Raw genomic sequence first — 18,602 nt, forward strand, 5'->3', positions numbered from 1 at the left:
CCCGATTTCGCCTAGAGCGACCGAAGGAAAGAGATCAAAAGTTCATTGACCTCGGCAGCGTGTTCTTGTTGTACGAAGTGCCCCGCACCGCCGAGGAGATGTACACCCCGCAGGTCGGGGACAGTGTCCTTCATTCGGTCCAGTGCCTTGGGACCGCTCATCGCGATGACCGGGTCTTCCGCGCCCGCAACGAAGAGCGTCGGGACCTCGACGTGCGCGCCGTCCAGATCCGCGCTGCGTTCCCAATTGGCGTCATACGCTCGGTACCAGTTCAAGCCACCGGTGAAACCTGTTGCAGTAAAGGCCTTTACATAGACATCCAAATCATCCTCGGTGAGCCACGACCACGGCAACGCCGGCGCCTCGGGAAGTACGTCGAGATAGCCGTTTCCTTCGGAGGGGTTCTTCCACACATCGAGGTACCGGTAAGCCCCGGACAAGGCGTGGAAGAGCCGCTGAAGGAATTCACGTGGACGGGCGTCGAGTTCGCGCTCCGCGACACCCGGTTCCTGAAAATAGTGAATGTGCAGAAAGTGCTTGCGCGCCAAGGCGGCGTAGATGGCCGAGGGCTTGGCCGGGAATCTGTCCGGCGCATAGGGAACCGCCAAGGAGACCAGTCCCGCAACGCGATCGGGGTGACGAAGCGCTGTCGTCCACGCAACCGGAGCGCCGAAATCGTGTCCGACGAACACCGCTTTGTCGATTCCGAGAGCGTCGAGTAGGTCGATCAGCCGGTTCGCGACGGCGTCGTTGGTGTAGTCCTCGATCGCGTCGGGGCGGGTAGTGCCGCCGTAACCGGGCATGTCGAGTGCAATCGACCGAAAACCCGCTTCCGCCAACGCTGCCGACTGATGGCGATAGCTGTATCCGAGGCCGGGAAAGCCGTGGCACATGACCACAGCTGTCCCGGAACCGGAATCGTCGATCTGCCAACAGAATCCGTCGACGTCGATCGTCTTGACCGTCATGTCAGGCGGTGATCATGTCTTCCTGGTTCCAGAATGCACGCATCGACAGGATCTTTCCGTCGTCGTCGAAGGTCATGACGTCGATGGGTGCGATGGTCAGAGTCTGCTCGCCGAGCTTGGTGATCAGCGAGAAGTGGAATGCCGCTTCGTTTCCGGCAATGCGAAGGGTCTGAAGGTGAGCTTCCTGGTCGAAGTTCTCGATCACGGAGTAGAACTCGAGAATGGACTCGCGGGTGGTGCGCACGTCGGTACCAACCGGGTCTTCAACCGTTGCACCCTCTGCGTACAGGGCCACAACCTGGGCAGCAGTGCCCGTCGCAACGGTCTCGATGTAGGCGTCGACGGTCTTGCGGATTACCTCTGCGGACGGTGCCATGGTCTACCCCTCGTAGTTAGAACAGGTTCTAATTCTGAGGATAACCTACGACTCTGTTCCACGGGTCAGCTTTCGAGCACCTTGCGCAGGCGAGCCTTCTTCCGGTTCTCCCGCACGATCCAGACGACATCGGTGTCGTCCGACGCCTCCAGGGAGACGAATGCCGGCAGGGCATTCTCCGGATCCGCCGCAACCGCGACACTCCAGCAGTATCCGAGCGCCTGCCGGAGAGTCCGTGTGTCGGCCTCACGACGAGAATCAGCTGGTTGCGAGACGATCCACTCGGTAGCGTCTCGGCACACCTGAACGGCCAGCGCAGCGTTGGTCTTGTCCTTCAGCAACCGTGGCTCGCAGATCCCCGCAGCCGCTGCGCGCAGCGTCAATGGATGGGCGGAGCGTGACCACTGCTCGATGATCGCCCGGAACAATTCCGGATCCGTGTCGCCTATCGCCTGAACGGCCATCGCGGCAGCTTCACGTGCACGCCACGACGCACTGGTGGTTGCCTCCGTGAGACTGTTCAGAACAGCCTTGTCGCGTGAACGAACAAGGATGAATCCGAGCCCGACGATCCCACAGCAGCGGATGTATTCGTCCTCGGACTCCGCCGCCAGCAGGATGTCGTCGTCATCGGCGCCGCGCGCGAACTCGAGCATGAGCCCAAGGTTCGCGCGCGGGCCGGGCAGTCCTGAACGCTCCGTCAGGTAACTCCACAGTTCATCGCCGTCCAGATCCGCGAACGTCATGGGAGTCCTTTCGTCGGTACACCCAATCCTGTCAGCCCGGATCTACACGCGCAGCATTTCCGATCAGTGAGCAGGGAGGAGGGACGTCTCCTGCTGCACACCGTCTTCTGCGCCGATCTGGACGATGTTTCGCGGCAGGAACACGGCTGCGATCGCGCCGAGAACTGCTGCAGCAGCACCGATCAGGAACGCGATACGCATGCCCTCGTCGGTGTAGAAGACAGCGCCCTCCATCGCCATCGCGATGTGCGAGTTCAAGACCGTGAAGGCGATGACGGGAAGCACTGCGGGGAAGATGCTCTGAAAGACCGCAACCATGCTCGCCGTGGTTGCCTGCAACTGCGGCGGCACTGCCTCGATGAGCAGGTTCGGGATGGAGGCGTAGCCCATACCCATACCGACACCGAAGATTCCGGCAAAGATGATGAGCAGAGGCTTGTTGTCGTGAATGGTTGCCGTCAACGTGAATCCGACTGCCATGAGGATCATTCCGATGATCATCAGCAGACGGGGCCGGATGTTGCGCCCCACGAGGAAGCCCACGACCAAACCACCGACCACCACCATGCCGCCAAGCGGCGCCTGGAAGATCGCGAATCCCTCTGCCGTGACGCCGAATCCGTATCCCAGGCCGAGAACTGCTGGGGTCATCACCATCATCGGCAGCAGAATCGTGAAGACTCCCGACGCGCCGTAGCAGAAACCGGCACCGACGGCGGTGAGCATCACCGAACGCTTGCCGAAGTAGCGCAGGTCGATCAAGGGCTCGCGGATGGCTCGGGCAGAGGCAACCCAAGCCACCAACAGTGCGACGCCGCCGATCAGGTAGGCCAGTGTCGAACCGTTCTTCCAGCCCCAGGTCGGTCCGAAGCTGACGCCGATCAGAATTCCGGCGATGCCCGATCCGAGCAGTACCGCGCCGATCAGGTCCAGCGAAGAGCGAAGTCGGACAGTCGATTCCGCCGTCGAGGCGAAGATCATGCCGCCGAGGAGAACCAGCCCGACGACAAAGAACCAGAAGATGCTCCGGAACCCGTGGTTGTCGATCAACCAACCGGAGACGAACGGCGCCGGAATCGCGATCAGACCCATACCGGAAGTCGCGATACTGACTGCCAGCGCAACAGTTTTCGGCGGGAAGACATCTCGAATGAGGGAGTAGCTCAGGAAGAGGCAGGGAACGAGCAGACCCGTCAATGACCGGCCCAGAATCAGGACGGCATAGCTCGGCGCAACCGCCGAAATGAAGGATCCGACCGCTGCGCCGGCGACCGCCAAGAGCAGGACTTTTCGCTTGCCGTACATGTCGGCGAGCTTTCCGAGCAGAGGAGACGCGACCGCCCCCAGCAGCAAGAACGACGTGAGCAGCCAAGCTCCCTGCGTCGTTTGATAATGCGCCGAGATGGCCGGCAGCGCAGTGGAAATCATCATGTAGCTCACCGCGAGCATCTCGAGAAGTAGAACGATCGACGCCAGAGAGAACACCAGTCGCGGAGTCCAACGCTCCGGTATCGACGTCGGTTCGGGCGCACTAGGAGACGAACCGGAGCTGTGGACGTGAGACGCCATGGCTGGAAGATCCTTTCGGGACACCTACAAATTCGATTGACCCCCTGTCGAATACCGCCGACGGGGGCCTTGCGGGGAAGTGCAGTGGAACGACAGCTACCGCTCTCGGCAACGTGTTACGTGCATCACAGCCCTCACATCGAACACGCGCTACCAAATGTTCCGTGGAGCGGGACATTCAGGACAACGACTGATTGGCGTCACAAGCTCGAACCTGGCTTTGGATTATGAGCAACGGCAACGATTTTCGGTTCGAACTTGAACGTGGAGCCATTCCCATCTTCGAAATACCGACCACCCCGTACTTGACGATCCCGCCTTTGAGGTTCCCCCTCGGTGTCAACGTCGGGAATCATCCCCAGAAACGACTGTGCGCCGTTTCGGTAGCGGTAACTACCAAAACGGCGCACAGGGGCCGAAGGCCCTACAGAACTATGTTGACCATCTTGCCCGGCACAACGATCACCTTGCGGGGTGCGTTGCCCTCGAGCAGAGCGACGATCTTCTCGTCGGCCAGCGCAATCTCCTCGACAGCCTTGCGATCGGCATCCGCCGGGACGCTGATGCGGCTACGAACCTTGCCGTTGACCTGGATCGGGTACTCGACGGTATCCTCGACGAGCCACTTCTCCTCGACTGCCGGGAAGGGTCCGTGCGCAAGGGATTCCGTGTGACCCAGACGCGACCACAGCTCTTCCGCGAGGTGCGGCGCCAGGGGAGCGAGCATCAGCACCAGCGGCTCGACAGCAGCACGCGGCGCACCGCCCGGGAACGCCTTGGTGAGGTGGTTGTTGTACTCGATCAGCTTCGCGGCGGCCGTGTTGTCGCGCAGCGCCGTGTAATCCTCGATGACACCGGAAATCGCCTTGTTGAGCGCACGCAAAGTCTCTTCACCAGGAGCTTCGTCGGTGACACGGGGCTTGCCGGTCTCCTCGTCGATGACGACGCGCCACACTCGCTGCAGGAATCGCGCAGCACCGACGACGTCCTTGGTAGCCCACGGACGCGAGGTGTCCAGCGGACCCATCGACATCTCGTACACACGCAGAGTGTCTGCACCGAACTCGGCGCAGATCTCGTCCGGCGCAACGGCATTCTTCAGGCTCTTGCCCATCTTGCCGTAATCGCGGTTGACCTCGGCGCCTTCGTAGAAGAACTTGCCGTCACGCTCGACGACCTCTTCCGCCGGCACGTAGACGCCGCGGGCATCGGTGTACGCGAATGCCTGGATGTAGCCCTGGTTGTACAGGCGGCGGTACGGCTCGCTCGAGGACACGTAGCCCAGGTCGAACAGAACCTTGTGCCAGAAGCGCGAGTACAGCAGGTGCAGCACTGCGTGCTCGACGCCGCCGACGTACAGGTCGACTCCACCGGGATCGTTGGGGCCGTGCAGTTCCGGACGCGGGCCCGTCCAGTACGCCTCGTTCTGCGGGTCGCAGAAGGCGTCCTGGTTGGTGGGGTCGATGTAGCGCAGCTGGTACCACGAGCTACCTGCCCACTGCGGCATGACGTTGGTGTCGCGGTGGTAGGTCTGCAGACCGTCACCGAGATCGAGCTCGACGTTGACCCAGTCGGTCGCCTTGTTCAGCGGGGGAGAGGGCTCGGAGTTGGCGTCGTCCGGATCGAAGGACACGGGTGCGTAGTCCTCGACCTCCGGAAGCACCACGGGCAGAGCCGAATCCGGCAGAGCGTGTGCGTTGCCGTCCGCGTCGTAGACGATCGGGAAGGGCTCGCCCCAGTAACGCTGACGCGCGAAAAGCCAGTCGCGCAGCTTGTACTGGATGGTGCCCTTGCCCTGGCCGCTCTCCTCGAGGCGACTGATGACGGTCGCCTTGGCCTCGGCAACGTCCAGCCCGTCGAGGTAGTCGGAGTTCACCAGCGGGCCGTCACCGGAGTACGCAGCCTCCGAAACATTGCCACCGGCAATAACTTCGAGAATATCCAGACCGAACGCGTTCGCGAACTCCCAGTCACGGTGATCGTGTCCCGGAACTGCCATGATCGCACCGGTGCCGTAACCCGTCAGAACGTAGTCGGCGATGAAGATCGGAACCTTGTGTCCGTTGACCGGATTGACGGCGTAGGAACCGAGGAAGACGCCCGTCTTCTCCTTGTTTTCCTGGCGCTCCAGGTCGGTCTTGGCGGCAATCGACTTACGGTATGCAGCAACAGCTTCCGCCGGAGTCGTGGCACCGCCAGTCCAGCGCGCGTCGACACCTTCGGGCCACTCGTCCGCGACGAGCTTGTCCACCAAGTCGTGCTCAGGAGCCAGCGTCACGTAGGTGGCGCCGAACAGCGTGTCCGGACGGGTAGTGAACACATCGACGCCGTACTCGCCTGCAGCAAAGGTAACTTCGGCACCGTACGAGCGTCCGATCCAGTTGCGCTGCATGGCCTTGACCTTGTCCGGCCAATCCAAGTACTCGAGGTCGTCGACCAGGCGATCGGAGTACGCGGTGATGCGCATCATCCACTGCTGGAGATGCTTACGGAAGACTGGGAAGTTTCCGCGGTCACTACGACCGTCGGCGGTGACTTCCTCGTTGGCCAGGACGGTACCCAAACCGGGGCACCAGTTGACCATCGAATCCGACTGGTAGACAAGGCGGTACGAGTCCAGAACCTTGGCCTTCGCGGCCACGTCCAACGAAGCCCACTCGCGTCCGTCTTCCAGAGCGCGCTCACCGGAATCGAACTCGGCTTCCAACTCGGAGATACGACGCGCCTTGCCGGCTTCCTTGTCGTACCAGGCGCCATGGATCTGCAGGAAGATCCACTGCGTCCAGTGGTAGAAGTCGACATCCGTCGTCGCGAGACTACGACGCTCGTCGTGGCCCAGACCCAGGCGTCGCAGCTGGCGCTTCATGTTGGCGATGTTGGACTCGGTGGTCGTCCGCGGGTGGGTACCCGTCTGCACGGCGTACTGCTCGGCCGGGAGACCGAACGCGTCGTAGCCGAGGGTGTGCAGGACATTGCGCCCCTGCATGCGATGGAAGCGCGCGAAGACGTCCGTAGCGATGTATCCGAGCGGGTGACCGACGTGCAGGCCCGAACCCGAGGGGTACGGGAACATGTCCTGCACGAAGAGCTTGTCGGCGGGAACACCGTCGGGCGAGGAGAGCGGACCGACCGGATTAGGCGCGTTGAACGTGCCTTCCTCACTCCAGCGGTCCTGCCAGTGCTGCTCGATCTGGCCGGCGAGCTCCGCGGTGTAGCGGTGCTGCGGAGTTGCGTCGGCTGGTGAATCGGGGGACTGCGGAGACTCGGTCACTGTGGTCGCTATCTACTTGGCTGACGGAAATACCGATAACCAGGGTAGAGCCTGCACGACCCGGGCATACCATCAACTCCACTCGCGCCTATCCTGTATGGGTGATCGTTGTCGCTGTGGTGCTATTCGTGCTCGCTGTCGCCGTCGGTGGAGTTGCTGTCGCCGGACTGATCGGCAAACTCCCGCGCAACCGCTGGGCCGGTGTCCGCACCGAGGATTCCCTGCGGAGCGAGGAGTCGTTCGCCCTCGCCAACAAGGTGGCCGGTCCGACCATGCTCGCGGCCGCTGGAATGTTGGTCATCGGCGGAGTCGCAGCACTGACCATCGGCGGAGTCTTCGGCGTCGCGGTCGCGATCATCGCCGTCGTCGTCGCCGTCCTCACTGCCGGTTTCGGTGGAGGCATCGGCACCCGCGCAGCCGCCGCACTCCCACAACAGAGCGGATGCGGTAACGACTGCAACTGCGGCGGCCACTCCGAGCCTGCCGCAGACGAGCCGGTGGCGGAGACCCCCGAGGCCAAGGCGAACGCTGCCGCTTGCGGTACCGCTTCCTGCGGTGCCTGCGCGCTCAAGGATGCTTGCCAGCCGGCTCATTGATTCACGTGAAACATCGCGTGATCGACCCGGCCGGGGTCGTATTCGGGCTAGTGGTTCCGCTGCTGTGTGCGGTCTTCGGCTTCGTCCTGACAAAAATGTGGGAGCCTCGCCTCCCGGAGCAGATCGCGACTCACTGGACCACCACCTCGCCGGACGGCTTCTCCACCCCGTCGGCCAACGCATGGACCATTGCACTTTTGACACTGCTCTTCGGTGGCGGTCTCAGCGCGATTGCTGCTCTTGCTCCCGCGATGTTGATGATGCGTCGCTTCATGTTGGTTGTCGGGCTGAGCATGGTCGGGCTCGTCACGACAGTGAACTTCGCTTTGCTCTACACCCAACTCGATGTCGCCGATCCGTCCACGACGTCACTCCCGCTGTGGTCTCTCGGTGTCGGCTTTGCAGTCGGCGGGGTGCTGGGGTGGATCGGCGCCTCCTTCCTGCGCGACTACCGCGTCCGCACTCTTGCCACGATCGAACCCTCGGCCGGGTTGCCGCGAAGCAGCTGCCCTCTACCTATCTCCGACGACGTCGGATTCAGCACCAAAGGCTCGGTGATCCTCACTGCGATCACTCTGGCGCCCGGAGTCATCATGGCGTTGGCGATGCGGTCACTCTGGCCGTTGTTCATCTTCGGGGCACTCGGACTGCTCGTCGTCAGCTTGGTTCGCTTCCGGGTGATCGTCGACGAACGGGAAATCCGGGTGATCAACATGGGGATTGCTGCGATGACCTACGGCATCGAGGAAGTTGTCGGAGCCGACGTCGCGGAGATCAAACCGTTCGCGGACTTCGGCGGCTGGGGACTCAAGACCAAGGGTCGTCGTAACTACGGCGTCGTCACCCGCACCGGGCCAGCGGTGGTCATCACGTTCGCTTGTGGCGACCGACTCACGATCACGACACCCGGAGCCGAAGACATCGCCGGGTCACTCAATCGATTGGCCGACGCCCGGACTCGCTAACCGCCGAGCCTGAACCGATCGCTTCCTGAGTCTTCTCGAGATACCCACACGCCGCAGCCCTGGCTTTGGTGACATCGCGTTCGGCGATGGCTTCGGCAACTCCCTGATGATGCGAAGACGTCAGCGACGGCGGATGCACCCCTTCGGTCACCTCGTAGGTGGCTCGAACTGTTTCGAGGATTCCGGCAAACAGATCTTTCAGCACGGGATTGTGGGCGGCATCGACAACGGCAATGTGAAACGCGAGATCGACGTCGACGAAGTTCTCGGCCGGGACGTCACGCTTGGTGGCCAGCTCACGAAGTATCCGGACGTCGTCGTCGCTGCGACGCTCACACGCCAACCGGACCGCTTCCATCTCGAGCGCACGACGCACTTCGAAGACGTATTTCATCTCGTCGACGGACGCGTGTCTGCCGAGCAGTCCGCCGATGTCGGTCCGAGCGCGCACGAAGGTCCCTGATCCGCGACGGATCTCCAGGACTCCCGTCGAGGTCAATGTCTTGATCGCTTCGCGCACGGTGTTCCGGCCGACGCCGAGAACACTCATCAGCTCCGGCTCGGTCGGAACACGATTGCCCACTGTCCAGACGCCGTCGGAGATCTGCGCGCGCATCCAGTCGAGGGATTGCTCGTACGCGGACTCTTTGCGAACAACGGTCATCAGCTCATCCTCACAGCATTAGCGGCGATCATTCCACTCACCTACGATACGTAGGACGACCCATGTATTTTCGCACTCTGTCTTCAGGAGGGGCTTCCCACGTCCGCCACAGCTGTCGCCACCGAAGAACGCACACGCCGCACCAATCGACACTTCTACGGCGTGGGCTACGTCCTCACCGTGATCCTCTTGGGCGCGAACATGCCCACCTCCGTCTACGGGCTCTACCGGACCGAGTTCGGATTCACGCCCACCATCCAGACGCTGATCTACGGCGTCTACGTCGCCGGCCTCGTTCCGGCATTGCTGTTCTTCGGACCGCTGTCCGACGCCCTCGGCCGACGCACCGTGCTCCTTACTGCACTCGCTCTGAGCGTCGTCGGCACGCTCGTTCTGGCATTTGCCGACGCGACGGTGTGGTTGTTCGTCGGCCGGATTGCCCAGGGAATCGCGGTGGGCGCGGCCAGTGCGGCGGGCAGCGCCGCATTGGTGGAGCAGGAACCGAAGTTCGATCACCGACGTGCAGCGCTCGTATCGACGGTGACGGGCGCGTTGGGCGGTGCGCTCGGACCACTCGTGTCCGGTGCAATCGCCCAGTACCTTCCACAACCGCTGCGGTTGCCGTATCTGATCTTCCTCGTCGCGTTCATCCCGGCACTGATCGTGTTGCTGCTACTTCCGCGGATCGGGGACGTCACACGCCCGAAGCGGTTCTTCCAGATGCCACATGTTCCCGCCGCCATTCGCGAGACTTTCTGGCTCAGCTCGCTCGCCGTCGCGCTGTCGTGGGGCGCGGTCGGGCTCTTCCAGTCGGTGGTCCCGTCGTGGATGACCAGCCTGCTGAACATCGACAACCTTCTACTCGGCGGCGGGGCGGCCGCACTGGTGATGATCTGCTCGGTGGTCGCGCAACTCGGCGGAAGCCGCATGGACCCGCGCACGTCCGTCACCGCCGGCCTGGGAATCCTCGCTCTGGGAATGATCGGCCTCCTCGTGGTCGACCTCGTCCCGAGCCTGGCACTGCTTGGCGTCATCACCGTCGTGGTCGGCGCCGGGCACGGTCTGGCGTTTGCCGGCGGCATGAAGCGCGTCAACGCCGCCGCCCGGACCCACGCCCGCGAGAGCCACGGCGGAGTTCTGGCCGCGTTCTTCACCGTCAGCTACGCGGGACTGGCGATCCCGTCGATCATCGCGGGTATCGCCATCACCCTCCAGGGAATGCAGACGGCCATCATCGAGCTGTCGATCATCGGGACGCTGCTGTGCCTGGCGGTGATGGGCTTCAACCTTCGTGGGGCTCGAGAGCCCGCTGAAGCTCGCCGTTATCCTTAGCCAGGTGAAGTTTCTCAGTAGGTTCTACATCGACGGGTTCATCCTCGGCATCATCATCGCCGGCGTGCTCGGAAGTGTGTTCCCGGTATCGGGTACCGCGGAGAGCATTCTGAACTGGGCCACCAAGATCGCCATCGGCTTCTTGTTCCTGCTCTACGGCGCACGGCTCTCGCCGCAGGAAGCCTGGAAGGGCGTCAAGCACTGGCGACTGCACACCGTCGTCCTCGCCGCGACGTTCGTGCTGTTCCCACTGATCGGCCTAGCACTGCGATTCCTGTCGCCGACGCTGATCAGCGACGAACTCTACACCGGCATCCTCTACATGTGCCTGGTTCCGTCGACGGTTCAGTCTTCGATCGCGTTCACCTCGATCGCCAAGGGGAATGTCGCGGGCGCGATCGTCAGTGCGTCGTTCTCCAACCTGATCGGCGTCTTCGTCACACCGCTGCTGGTGGTTCTGCTGATGAACACCACCGGCCAGGCGACGGTCGACTTCTCGTCGATCCTCGACATCGTCGTGCAGTTGCTGATCCCGTTCATCGTCGGTCAGCTGATCCGCCCGCTGGTGATCGGATGGCTGCAGAAGTACGCCGAACCCACCAAGTACGTCGATCGCGGATCGATCCTCCTCGTTGTCTTCGCCGCCTTCAGCGAAAGCATGAAAGAGGGGATCTGGAGCACCATCACGATCTGGCAGATCGTGATCCTCACAATCGTGTGCTGCCTGATTCTCGCGCTGGTTCTCGGCGTGACCACTCTCGCGGGGCGCAAGCTCGGGTTCGATCTTCCCGATCAGATCGTCATCATCTTCTGCGGGTCGAAGAAGTCCTTGGCAACGGGCCTACCGATGGCGGCTGTACTGTTCGCGGGCCAGCCCGTCGGCCTGATCGTGTTGCCGCTGATGATCTTCCATCAGATCCAACTGATCGTCTGTGCTGCGATGGCGCAACGCTTCGCGAATCGGGATCCGGTCAGCGTCAGCTAGCGAGCAACTCGCCTCGGGTCGCGTCGACGCAGCCGCAACCGCCCTGCAGTTCAGCACAATCGATGGACAGCGCATGGCGGACCGATGCCAGGTCGAGGCAGTTCGCGCCGGTGCATTCGAGTGATCCGTCGGCATGCCGCAGCAAAGAATCGTGGCAGTGATCGACATCCGAAACACAATCCGCGCACTGGATCTGACGCTCAGCGATCATTGCTGCCACCTCTCTCGAAAACGATGACACAGGAATATCATCGACCTCCGACAAGTCAGTTTCGTTCCACCTCGATGGGGTGGCTGGCCAGCATCGCCACGGGTAGCGGCTGGCGTCGTAGCACCCGCGCCCAGACATCGACTCGGGGCGGCGTCAGCACATCCGACGGCAGCGAGCTGATCACCATCCAGTCTTCACGCTCGAGCTCCGAATCCAGCTGGCCCAGAGTCCAACCCGAGTACCCGGCAAAAATGCGGATCCCTTCGACCAAAGGAGCAATGACCTCCGGGTCCGAGTCCAGATCCACCATGACTACCTTGCCGTCCACCCGCCGCAGGCCGGCGACGCCGTCGATCCGCGCACCGTTGCGAGCGATGCCCAGGCAAAGCGCCGAGTCACGCTTGACTGGTCCACCGATGTACAGGGCCGAAGGATGCGCGGTCAGCGGTGACCACTGCGGCAACACGTTCTGCACGGCCGTCTCACTCGGCCGATTGACGACGACGCCCAGGCTCCCGGCGTCGTTGTGCTCGATCATGTAGATGACGGTGCGGCGAAATGCGGGTTCCGTGAGATCGGTCGACGACACCAACAAACTGCCCGGACGAACCTCCGGTTCTATCCAGGCCATTCGATCCTCGGGTTCTTCTGCGTGCGCCACAAGGACATCATCTCACCGACAACTGCGTGCGGAGGAACGAGACACAAGCGTGTTCAGGTCAGACCCGCCACATCGGCAAGTAGTGCCAAATGCCGCTCGAAAATCTCGCTCGCGTCGGTGAACGTATCGCTTCCGTACTGCCCGAACACCTCGAAGTTCACCGAACCGAACAGCGATACCCAGACGAGAGTTGCGCGCACGGCGGCATCCGGCGGCAGGTCGGTACCCAGTTCATTCCGCACTCCCTCGAGGTCCGCTGCCAACGTGTCACTCAGGCCCGGACCCTCTCGCACCGTCAGTGAACCCGCGCGATGGGCGGCGTCGATGATCCCGATCAGCCGGGTCACGACGAGGGTGCCGGGGCCGGTGGTCTGCTCGCCCGGAGCGTCGTAGCCGGGGACGGGGCTGCCGAACAACAGACCGTAGCGGGCCGGCTCCCGGATCGCCCAGCTCCGAACGGCGCGCCCGAGAGCAATGAACTGTCCGCGAAAATCCTCTGCTGCAACGGCATTCACGGCGGCGTCCACTTCCGCGCCCAGTTCCGTGTACCCGTCGACCACCAGCAAGGTCAGCAGTTCGTCCCGACTGGCGACATAGCGGTATACCGCTGAGGACACGACTCCCAGGTCACGCGCGACGGCCCGCAGAGACAAAGCGGCAGCGCCGACGGCAGCAAGATGCTCGCGTCCGATACGGGTGATGTCCTGCAGCGTCTGTTCGCGCGCCCGTTCGCGGGGAGTTCCAACCATGAGTCCATCTTGCCCCATGACCGAGAGCAGTATCAACAAAAGAGAGCACTGCTCTTGACAGCGCTCGGGTGCCGGTGCATTCTTGAAAACGAGAGCAGTGCTCTCAGTTCACTCGAAACAAGAAGGAGCACACCATGTCGAACCTCGAAATCGTCACCGGAGCAGGACCCGTCGGATCCGCCGTCGCACTACAGCTCGCCGAGCAGGGAATCAACGTCCGGCTCCTGACCAGGTCCGGCAGCGGGCCCGAGCACCCGCTGATCGACCGGCGACGCGTCGACGTCTCGGATGCCGAGGCCCTTCGCTCGGTCAGCGAGGGCGCCACGGCCATCTACCACTGCATCCACGCTGCTTACAACGCAGCCGATTGGGAGCGGGAACTCCCGGCGGCCGAGAAGGTTGTGCTCGACGCGGCCGCATCCATCGGTGCCGTCGTGGTCTTCCCCGAAAGCCTCTACGCCTACAACTCCGACACCCTGATGACCGAATCCGATCCACGTAACGCCACCGGCGGCAAGCGCGGAGTGCGCACCGCGCTGCTGCGTGCTCGCGAGGCCTCGGCAACACCCACCGTCAGCGTCGTGGCCTCGGACTTCTTCGGCCCCCGCGTCCGCACCGCCCACGCCGGTGAGCGCATGGTTCCGAAGGTCATGGCAGGTAAGAAGATTCGTGTCATCGGTTCCGCAGATCAGCCGCACTCCTTCACCTACATCCCCGATCTCGCAGCAGCGATGATCGCCGCAGCCCACAACCCCGAGCTTTGGAACTCCGTCCTCCACGCACCCACCGGCCCCGCGCTCACTCAGCGCAAGATCGCCGAGGCCTTCGCCCGCGCCGCCGGGGCATCCCCCGCCAAGGTGGGTGTCCTGCCCGCCTGGGTGCTCGACGCCGTCGGCAAGATCAACACCGACAGCCGCGAACTCGCGGAGATGAACTACCAGTTCACCAAGCCGTTCGTCATGGACTCGAGTGCCAGCGAAGTGCTGCTCGGACTCTCGCCGACGCCGCTCGATCAGGCCGCCGAAGAGACCGTCGCGTGGTGGCGCGAGGAACAGGCTCGCGCCGCTGCTGCCTGAATCTGGCGGTGGGCCGGGCATCACTCAGATCTGCGTGAGATAGCGTCGACTGAGAGCGACGATGGCCACGAAACACGCTGCAACGAAGATCATCCCGATGCGTGCCCCACCAACGGAGTTCGACGCACTCAGAGCGATGCCCAGGGCCGCGACGCCGATCGCCATGCCCGTTTGACGGGAGGTATTCAGTACCCCCGAGGCAAGTCCGGCGAACGATTTGTCGATCACTGCCATGGCCGCTCCATTGCAGCTGGGGCCGAACACACCACACCCGAGACCGACGAGGGCGGTCCCCGCCATCACCACAGGCCAGGTATCGCTGTCCCCGATCGCGGTGCACAGGAGCGCGCCGATCGCAGCAGTGGAAGCACCGACAGTCAGGAGCCAGCACATACCGCGACCTGCCCACACGCGATTGAGGACCAGCGTTCCGAACGTCCACAACACTGCAAACGGCAGAAAGAACAGTCCTGTCCGCAGCGCTGAAGAGCCCCAGTAGGACTGGATGAATATCGCGAGCATGAATTGCATGCCGTAGGCCCCGAATTGGAAGGCGAATCCGTTCGCTATGGATGCAGAGAACGCCGGCTTACGGAAGATCGACAGCGGCAGAACCGGATGCCGGGTCCGGCCCTCGACGACGAAGAACCCGACGAGCGCTGGCACACATCCGAGTAGCAACGCCAGCGCCAACGGATCACCCCACCCGCGGGAGCCGCCTTCGATCAAACCGGCTACCAGGAGGGCAAGTCCGGCGATGCCGAGGACCTGCCCGGGAACGTCATAGGATTCCGCATCGCGCGTCGCGGTTTCACGGACATGCCGCCAGCACAGCCAGAGGGCTAGAACGCCGATGGGAACATTGACGAAGAAGATCGAGCGCCAACCGATGAACTCGGTGAGCAAGCCTCCTCCGATCGGTCCTGCGACCAATGCGATTCCGCCCGTTGCTCCCCAAATCGTGATTGCCTTGGCACGCGCGATCGGATCCGGATAGGTGCGTGCAATGATCGCCAGTGTCGTTGGAAGAAGCCCGGCAGCAGCGATACCCTGCAGGCAACGAAATGCCGCCAGCGATAGAAGGTTTGGGCTGACGGCGCACAACAGAGAAGCCGCCGTGAAGCCGCCCAACGACCACAGGAAGACACTGCGGGAACCGACTCGGTCCGCCAGAACTCCCGCTGTGAGCAACAGGCTGGCCAGAGGAACCGTGTAGATGTTCACCAACCATTGCAAAGCGGCAATGGAGCCACCGATGTCGCGTTCGATTGCCGGTAACGCGATGTTGAGAGCGCTCCCGTCCAACAGGATCATGAAGAATCCAAGACAAACCGCAGTCAGCGCCAGTGCCTGAACCCTTGAAGCACTCACTGGTGCAGTATGTTTCGTGCCGCCGGAGACTGCGTCACCGACCGAGCTGTCAGCAGAGATGTTGCTCGTGCCCATATGAGGCCCCCGTCTCCGGAATTTCTGTACCCGCAAGTACAACAGCTTTCACAGAGACTGTACATACCCATAGGTACAATGTCTTCATGGGTAGCGCGGAACGGCTGATCGCAAGCATGCAAGAACTGTTGTGGGAGCGTGGCTACTCCGGAACCAGCCCACGCGCCGTGCAGGAAATGGCTGACGTCGGGCAAGGCAGCATGTACCACCACTTCCAGGGGAAAGCGGACCTGGCGGTGGCCGCGGAGCATCTCATGGGGCGCGAACTACAAGCGCAAATCACCGAACGACTCAGCTCCGGCGAGACGACCGTCGACAAGATCGCTGCCTTCCTCACGATCGACGAACACGTCCTCCGCGGGTGTCGGCTCGGGAGATTGGTCCAAGACTCCGAGGTCGCATCCAACGACGAGTTGCGAGCACCGATCCAGACCATGTTCGTGTGGATTCAACAGAACATTGCATCCACACTCGAAGACGGGCGCAGCAACGGTGAAATCCGTCCCGATGCGAACATCGAAGCTCTCGCCGCCACCATTCTCGCAGTGCGGCAAGGTGCTTACGTCCTCGCTCGTGCTGCCCAATCCGAAGAACCGTTTCGAAAGACGGCCGACGGGCTGATCGAAATGCTCACCCACGGGGTTTGCGTGTAAAAGTTCAACGATGCTCCAGTAGCCATGTCGCCGTTCTGCTCCAGTCAACTCTTGACGCAAGAACGGAACGGGTGTTCACTTCTTCACATGGCCTATCGCCGCACTCCAGCAGTACAGGAAAGACTGGACGCCCAACGCGCCCGACTGCTCGAGGCCGCCACGACGGCAGTGGCAACCCACGGCTATGCGGGATGTTCCATCGCCGCGGTGGCCAAACACGCCGGCGTCGGCACCGGGACGCTGTATCGACATTTCAACGGCAAGGGCGAATTGTTCGCCGAAGTGTTCCAATCAGTCTGCAGCCGTGAGGTATCCGCAGCTCGGGACGCCGGAGACAGCGCCCGACATCTGGAAGGCAACCACCGCTCCGCTGTATCAGCGTCGGTTCGGACCTTCGCCGAACGTGCCATGCGCGCACCGGTTCTCGCCTATGCACTGCTGGTGGAACCGGTAGATCCTCTCGTCGACGAACAGCGGTTGATGTTTCGCGAATCGTTCCGCGATTGCCTGGCCACCGCAATTCGCTCGGCAGTCGAATCCGGTGAGATACCGCCACAGGACGCCACTCTGACGGCAGCGTGCATCGTCGGGGCAATCGGCGAGGCCCTGATCCTTCCACTGCGCGGCGGCACCACCGATCCCGCTGCGATCGACGCCATTCTCGCCTTCACCCTTCGATCGTTAGGGAGCTTCGATGACACCCACGCATGAAGTCACCAATCAGGTTCCGCCCCTGATCGATTACGACGCAGCCGAATACGCGCCGATCCTCGAGGCACTACACCGCGAAGGAGCATCGGACGAACTCGAGGGGGTTCATCGCGTCGGGATCCGCGCCGGCAGTGCTCAGGCCCAGGAGTGGGGCGATCTGGCCGAGGAGCACCCACCCGTCCTGAGAACCCACGATCGCTACGGCAACCGTATCGACGAGGTCCGCTACGACCCCGCCTATCACCAACTCATGAGCACCGCAGTGGAATTGGGACTGCACGGCGCTCCGTGGGTTGACCCGAATCCACACGCACACCTCGTCCGCGCCGCGAAGATGGCCGTGTGGGGTCAAACCGATGCCGGCCACGGCTGTCCCATCTCCATGACGTACGCCGTGATCCCCGCGCTGCGGCACAACGCGGATCTGGCCGCGCAGTACGAACCCCTCCTGACCACGCGGCACTACGATTCGGCGCTGAAAGCTCCCCTCACCAAACCCGGATTGATCGCCGGTATGTCGATGACGGAAAAGCAGGGCGGTTCGGATGTTCGTGCCGGAACCACAAGGGCAGTGCCACAATCCGACGGCAGCTACCTGCTGACGGGCCACAAGTGGTTCACCTCCGCGCCGATGTCGGACGTGTTCCTCGTCCTCGCCCAGGCACCGGGTGGTCTGTCGTGCTTCTTCCTGCCTCGGGTCCTGCCGGACGGCTCGCTCAACAACATGTACCTGCAACGCTTGAAGGACAAGTTGGGCAATCATTCCAACGCGAGCAGTGAGGTCGAGTACCTCGACGCTCTCGCATGGATGGTCGGCGAGGAAGGCCGGGGCGTGCGCACCATCATCGAGATGGTCAACATGACCCGGTTGGACTGCACGATCGGCACGGCCACCGGCATGCGCGTCGGCACCATGCAGGCAGTTCACCACGCGACGCATCGAAGTGCTTTCGGCGCCAACCTGATCGACCAACCCTTGATGCGAAACGTTCTGGCAGATCTGGCGGTGGAATCGGAAGCGTCGACCACCGTCGCGATGTGGCTGGCCGCTCTGACCGACCGCGCAACCGCAGGCGATGCCCACGCCAGCGCACTACGACGCATTTCGTTGGCCGTGAGTAAGTACTTCGTCTGCAAGCGCGGACCGATCCACGCTGCCGAGGCACTCGAGTGTCTGGGCGGAAACGGATACGTGGAGGAATCCCGGATGCCGCGCCTCTATCGCGAGGCTCCGCTGCTTTCGGTGTGGGAGGGTTCCGGCAACGTCGCGGCGCTCGACACACTGCGGGCGATGGCCAAGCAACCCGAAACACTGCAGGTGTTCTTCGACGAGCTCAAACGAGCCAGTGGAGTGGACGGCCACTTCGATCAGGCCGTGCGGGATCTCCAGGTGGCATTCGGCGATTTCGACGACATCGAATACCGGGCACGAAAGATCGTCGGCAACATGGCGCTCGCTCTGCAGGCCTCGCTGTTGCTCCGCTACGGGCACCCCGCGGTGGCCGACGCGTTCTGCGCGAGTCGGCTCGGAAACAGCTGGGGGAGTGTGTTCGGAACGCTGCCGAGGGGCGTGGACGTCGCGCCGATCCTCGAGCGGGCCACCGTCAAGATCGGCGCCTGACC

The 18,602-nt window shown here is 62.8% G+C and carries 18 protein-coding genes; 8 read left to right on the plus strand and 10 right to left on the minus strand.

Annotated features, from left to right (window positions below):
- Positions 1 to 11 precede the first annotated feature (11 nt).
- From P0M12_RS12000 to leuS, 5 genes are all read right to left on the minus strand, one after another.
- Positions 12 to 968, minus strand: coding sequence for an alpha/beta hydrolase (locus tag P0M12_RS12000; protein WP_230359316.1), 957 nt, complete (start codon positions 966 to 968; stop codon positions 12 to 14).
- A gap of 1 nt (position 969) precedes the next feature.
- Positions 970 to 1,344, minus strand: a complete 375-nt coding sequence (locus P0M12_RS12005; protein ID WP_003942502.1) for a nuclear transport factor 2 family protein — start codon at positions 1,342 to 1,344, stop codon at positions 970 to 972.
- Positions 1,345 to 1,409: 65 nt separating this feature from the next.
- The gene (locus P0M12_RS12010) at positions 1,410 to 2,090 is read right to left on the minus strand and encodes a hypothetical protein (RefSeq protein WP_277377760.1); all 681 of its coding nucleotides are present in this window, start codon (positions 2,088 to 2,090) and stop codon (positions 1,410 to 1,412) included.
- Positions 2,091 to 2,153: 63 nt separating this feature from the next.
- Entirely contained in the window at positions 2,154 to 3,659 is a 1,506-nt protein-coding gene (locus P0M12_RS12015) for an MFS transporter (protein WP_277377761.1), read from the minus strand.
- 424 nt (positions 3,660 to 4,083) lie between these two features.
- Entirely contained in the window at positions 4,084 to 6,930 is a 2,847-nt protein-coding gene (leuS, locus tag P0M12_RS12020) for a leucine--tRNA ligase (protein ID WP_277377762.1), read from the minus strand.
- A 101-nt stretch (positions 6,931 to 7,031) separates the two neighbouring features.
- On the opposite strand from leuS, the gene P0M12_RS12025 reads away from it, so the two are divergent.
- Both P0M12_RS12025 and P0M12_RS12030 read left to right on the plus strand, forming a co-directional pair.
- Entirely contained in the window at positions 7,032 to 7,526 is a 495-nt protein-coding gene (locus tag P0M12_RS12025) for an SdpI family protein (RefSeq protein WP_042451768.1), read from the plus strand.
- A 5-nt stretch (positions 7,527 to 7,531) separates the two neighbouring features.
- A complete protein-coding gene (locus P0M12_RS12030) occupies positions 7,532 to 8,491 on the plus strand; it encodes a DUF1648 domain-containing protein (protein ID WP_277377764.1) in 960 nt (319 codons plus the stop codon).
- Here the strand turns inward: P0M12_RS12030 and P0M12_RS12035 are convergent.
- Positions 8,460 to 9,155: a FadR/GntR family transcriptional regulator gene (locus P0M12_RS12035; RefSeq protein WP_277377765.1), complete on the minus strand. Its 696-nt coding sequence runs from the start codon at positions 9,153 to 9,155 to the stop codon at positions 8,460 to 8,462. The genes P0M12_RS12030 and P0M12_RS12035 overlap by 32 nt on opposite strands.
- 162 nt (positions 9,156 to 9,317) lie before the next feature.
- Here P0M12_RS12035 and P0M12_RS12040 point away from each other — a divergent pair, with 162 nt between their 5' ends.
- On the plus strand, positions 9,318 to 10,487 hold the full coding sequence (locus tag P0M12_RS12040) for an MFS transporter (RefSeq protein WP_003942549.1): 1,170 nt from the start codon (positions 9,318 to 9,320) through the stop codon (positions 10,485 to 10,487).
- Positions 10,488 to 10,491: 4 nt separating this feature from the next.
- Positions 10,492 to 11,472, plus strand: coding sequence for a bile acid:sodium symporter family protein (locus tag P0M12_RS12045; RefSeq protein ID WP_003942582.1), 981 nt, complete (start codon positions 10,492 to 10,494; stop codon positions 11,470 to 11,472).
- Here the strand turns inward: P0M12_RS12045 and P0M12_RS12050 are convergent.
- The 3 genes from P0M12_RS12050 to P0M12_RS12060 are packed head-to-tail and all read right to left on the minus strand — an operon-like array spanning position 11,465 to position 13,093.
- Positions 11,465 to 11,683 carry a hypothetical protein gene (locus P0M12_RS12050; protein WP_042924370.1) on the minus strand — a complete coding sequence of 73 codons (219 nt, stop codon included), beginning with the start codon at positions 11,681 to 11,683 and terminating at the stop codon, positions 11,465 to 11,467. The genes P0M12_RS12045 and P0M12_RS12050 overlap by 8 nt on opposite strands.
- 55 nt (positions 11,684 to 11,738) lie before the next feature.
- The gene (locus P0M12_RS12055) at positions 11,739 to 12,344 is read right to left on the minus strand and encodes a YqgE/AlgH family protein (protein WP_003942572.1); all 606 of its coding nucleotides are present in this window, start codon (positions 12,342 to 12,344) and stop codon (positions 11,739 to 11,741) included.
- A 53-nt stretch (positions 12,345 to 12,397) separates the two neighbouring features.
- Entirely contained in the window at positions 12,398 to 13,093 is a 696-nt protein-coding gene (locus P0M12_RS12060) for a TetR/AcrR family transcriptional regulator (protein ID WP_003942494.1), read from the minus strand.
- A 134-nt stretch (positions 13,094 to 13,227) separates the two neighbouring features.
- Between P0M12_RS12060 and P0M12_RS12065 the strand changes: the two genes are divergently transcribed.
- Complete coding sequence (locus P0M12_RS12065) at positions 13,228 to 14,169, plus strand: NAD-dependent epimerase/dehydratase family protein (RefSeq protein ID WP_277377766.1); 942 nt, start codon at positions 13,228 to 13,230, stop codon at positions 14,167 to 14,169.
- Between the two features lie 24 nt (positions 14,170 to 14,193).
- Here the strand turns inward: P0M12_RS12065 and P0M12_RS12070 are convergent, their stop codons facing one another.
- Entirely contained in the window at positions 14,194 to 15,540 is a 1,347-nt protein-coding gene (locus P0M12_RS12070; RefSeq protein WP_277377767.1) for an MFS transporter, read from the minus strand.
- A 161-nt stretch (positions 15,541 to 15,701) separates the two neighbouring features.
- On the opposite strand from P0M12_RS12070, the gene P0M12_RS12075 reads away from it, so the two are divergent.
- The 3 genes from P0M12_RS12075 (at position 15,702) to P0M12_RS12085 (ending at position 18,600) form a co-directional block, all read left to right on the plus strand.
- Entirely contained in the window at positions 15,702 to 16,268 is a 567-nt protein-coding gene (locus P0M12_RS12075) for a TetR/AcrR family transcriptional regulator (RefSeq protein ID WP_277377768.1), read from the plus strand.
- 87 nt (positions 16,269 to 16,355) lie between these two features.
- Positions 16,356 to 16,979 (plus strand): TetR/AcrR family transcriptional regulator, encoded by a 624-nt coding sequence (locus P0M12_RS12080; protein WP_277377769.1) that lies wholly within the window; start codon positions 16,356 to 16,358, stop codon positions 16,977 to 16,979.
- A complete protein-coding gene (locus P0M12_RS12085; RefSeq protein ID WP_277377770.1) occupies positions 16,963 to 18,600 on the plus strand; it encodes an acyl-CoA dehydrogenase family protein in 1,638 nt (545 codons plus the stop codon). The genes P0M12_RS12080 and P0M12_RS12085 overlap by 17 nt, the downstream gene beginning before the upstream one ends.
- Positions 18,601 to 18,602: the final 2 nt, after the last annotated feature.

Source organism: Rhodococcus sp. RCBS9, assembly GCF_029457415.1.
Classification (GTDB): domain Bacteria; phylum Actinomycetota; class Actinomycetes; order Mycobacteriales; family Mycobacteriaceae; genus Rhodococcus_F; species Rhodococcus_F qingshengii.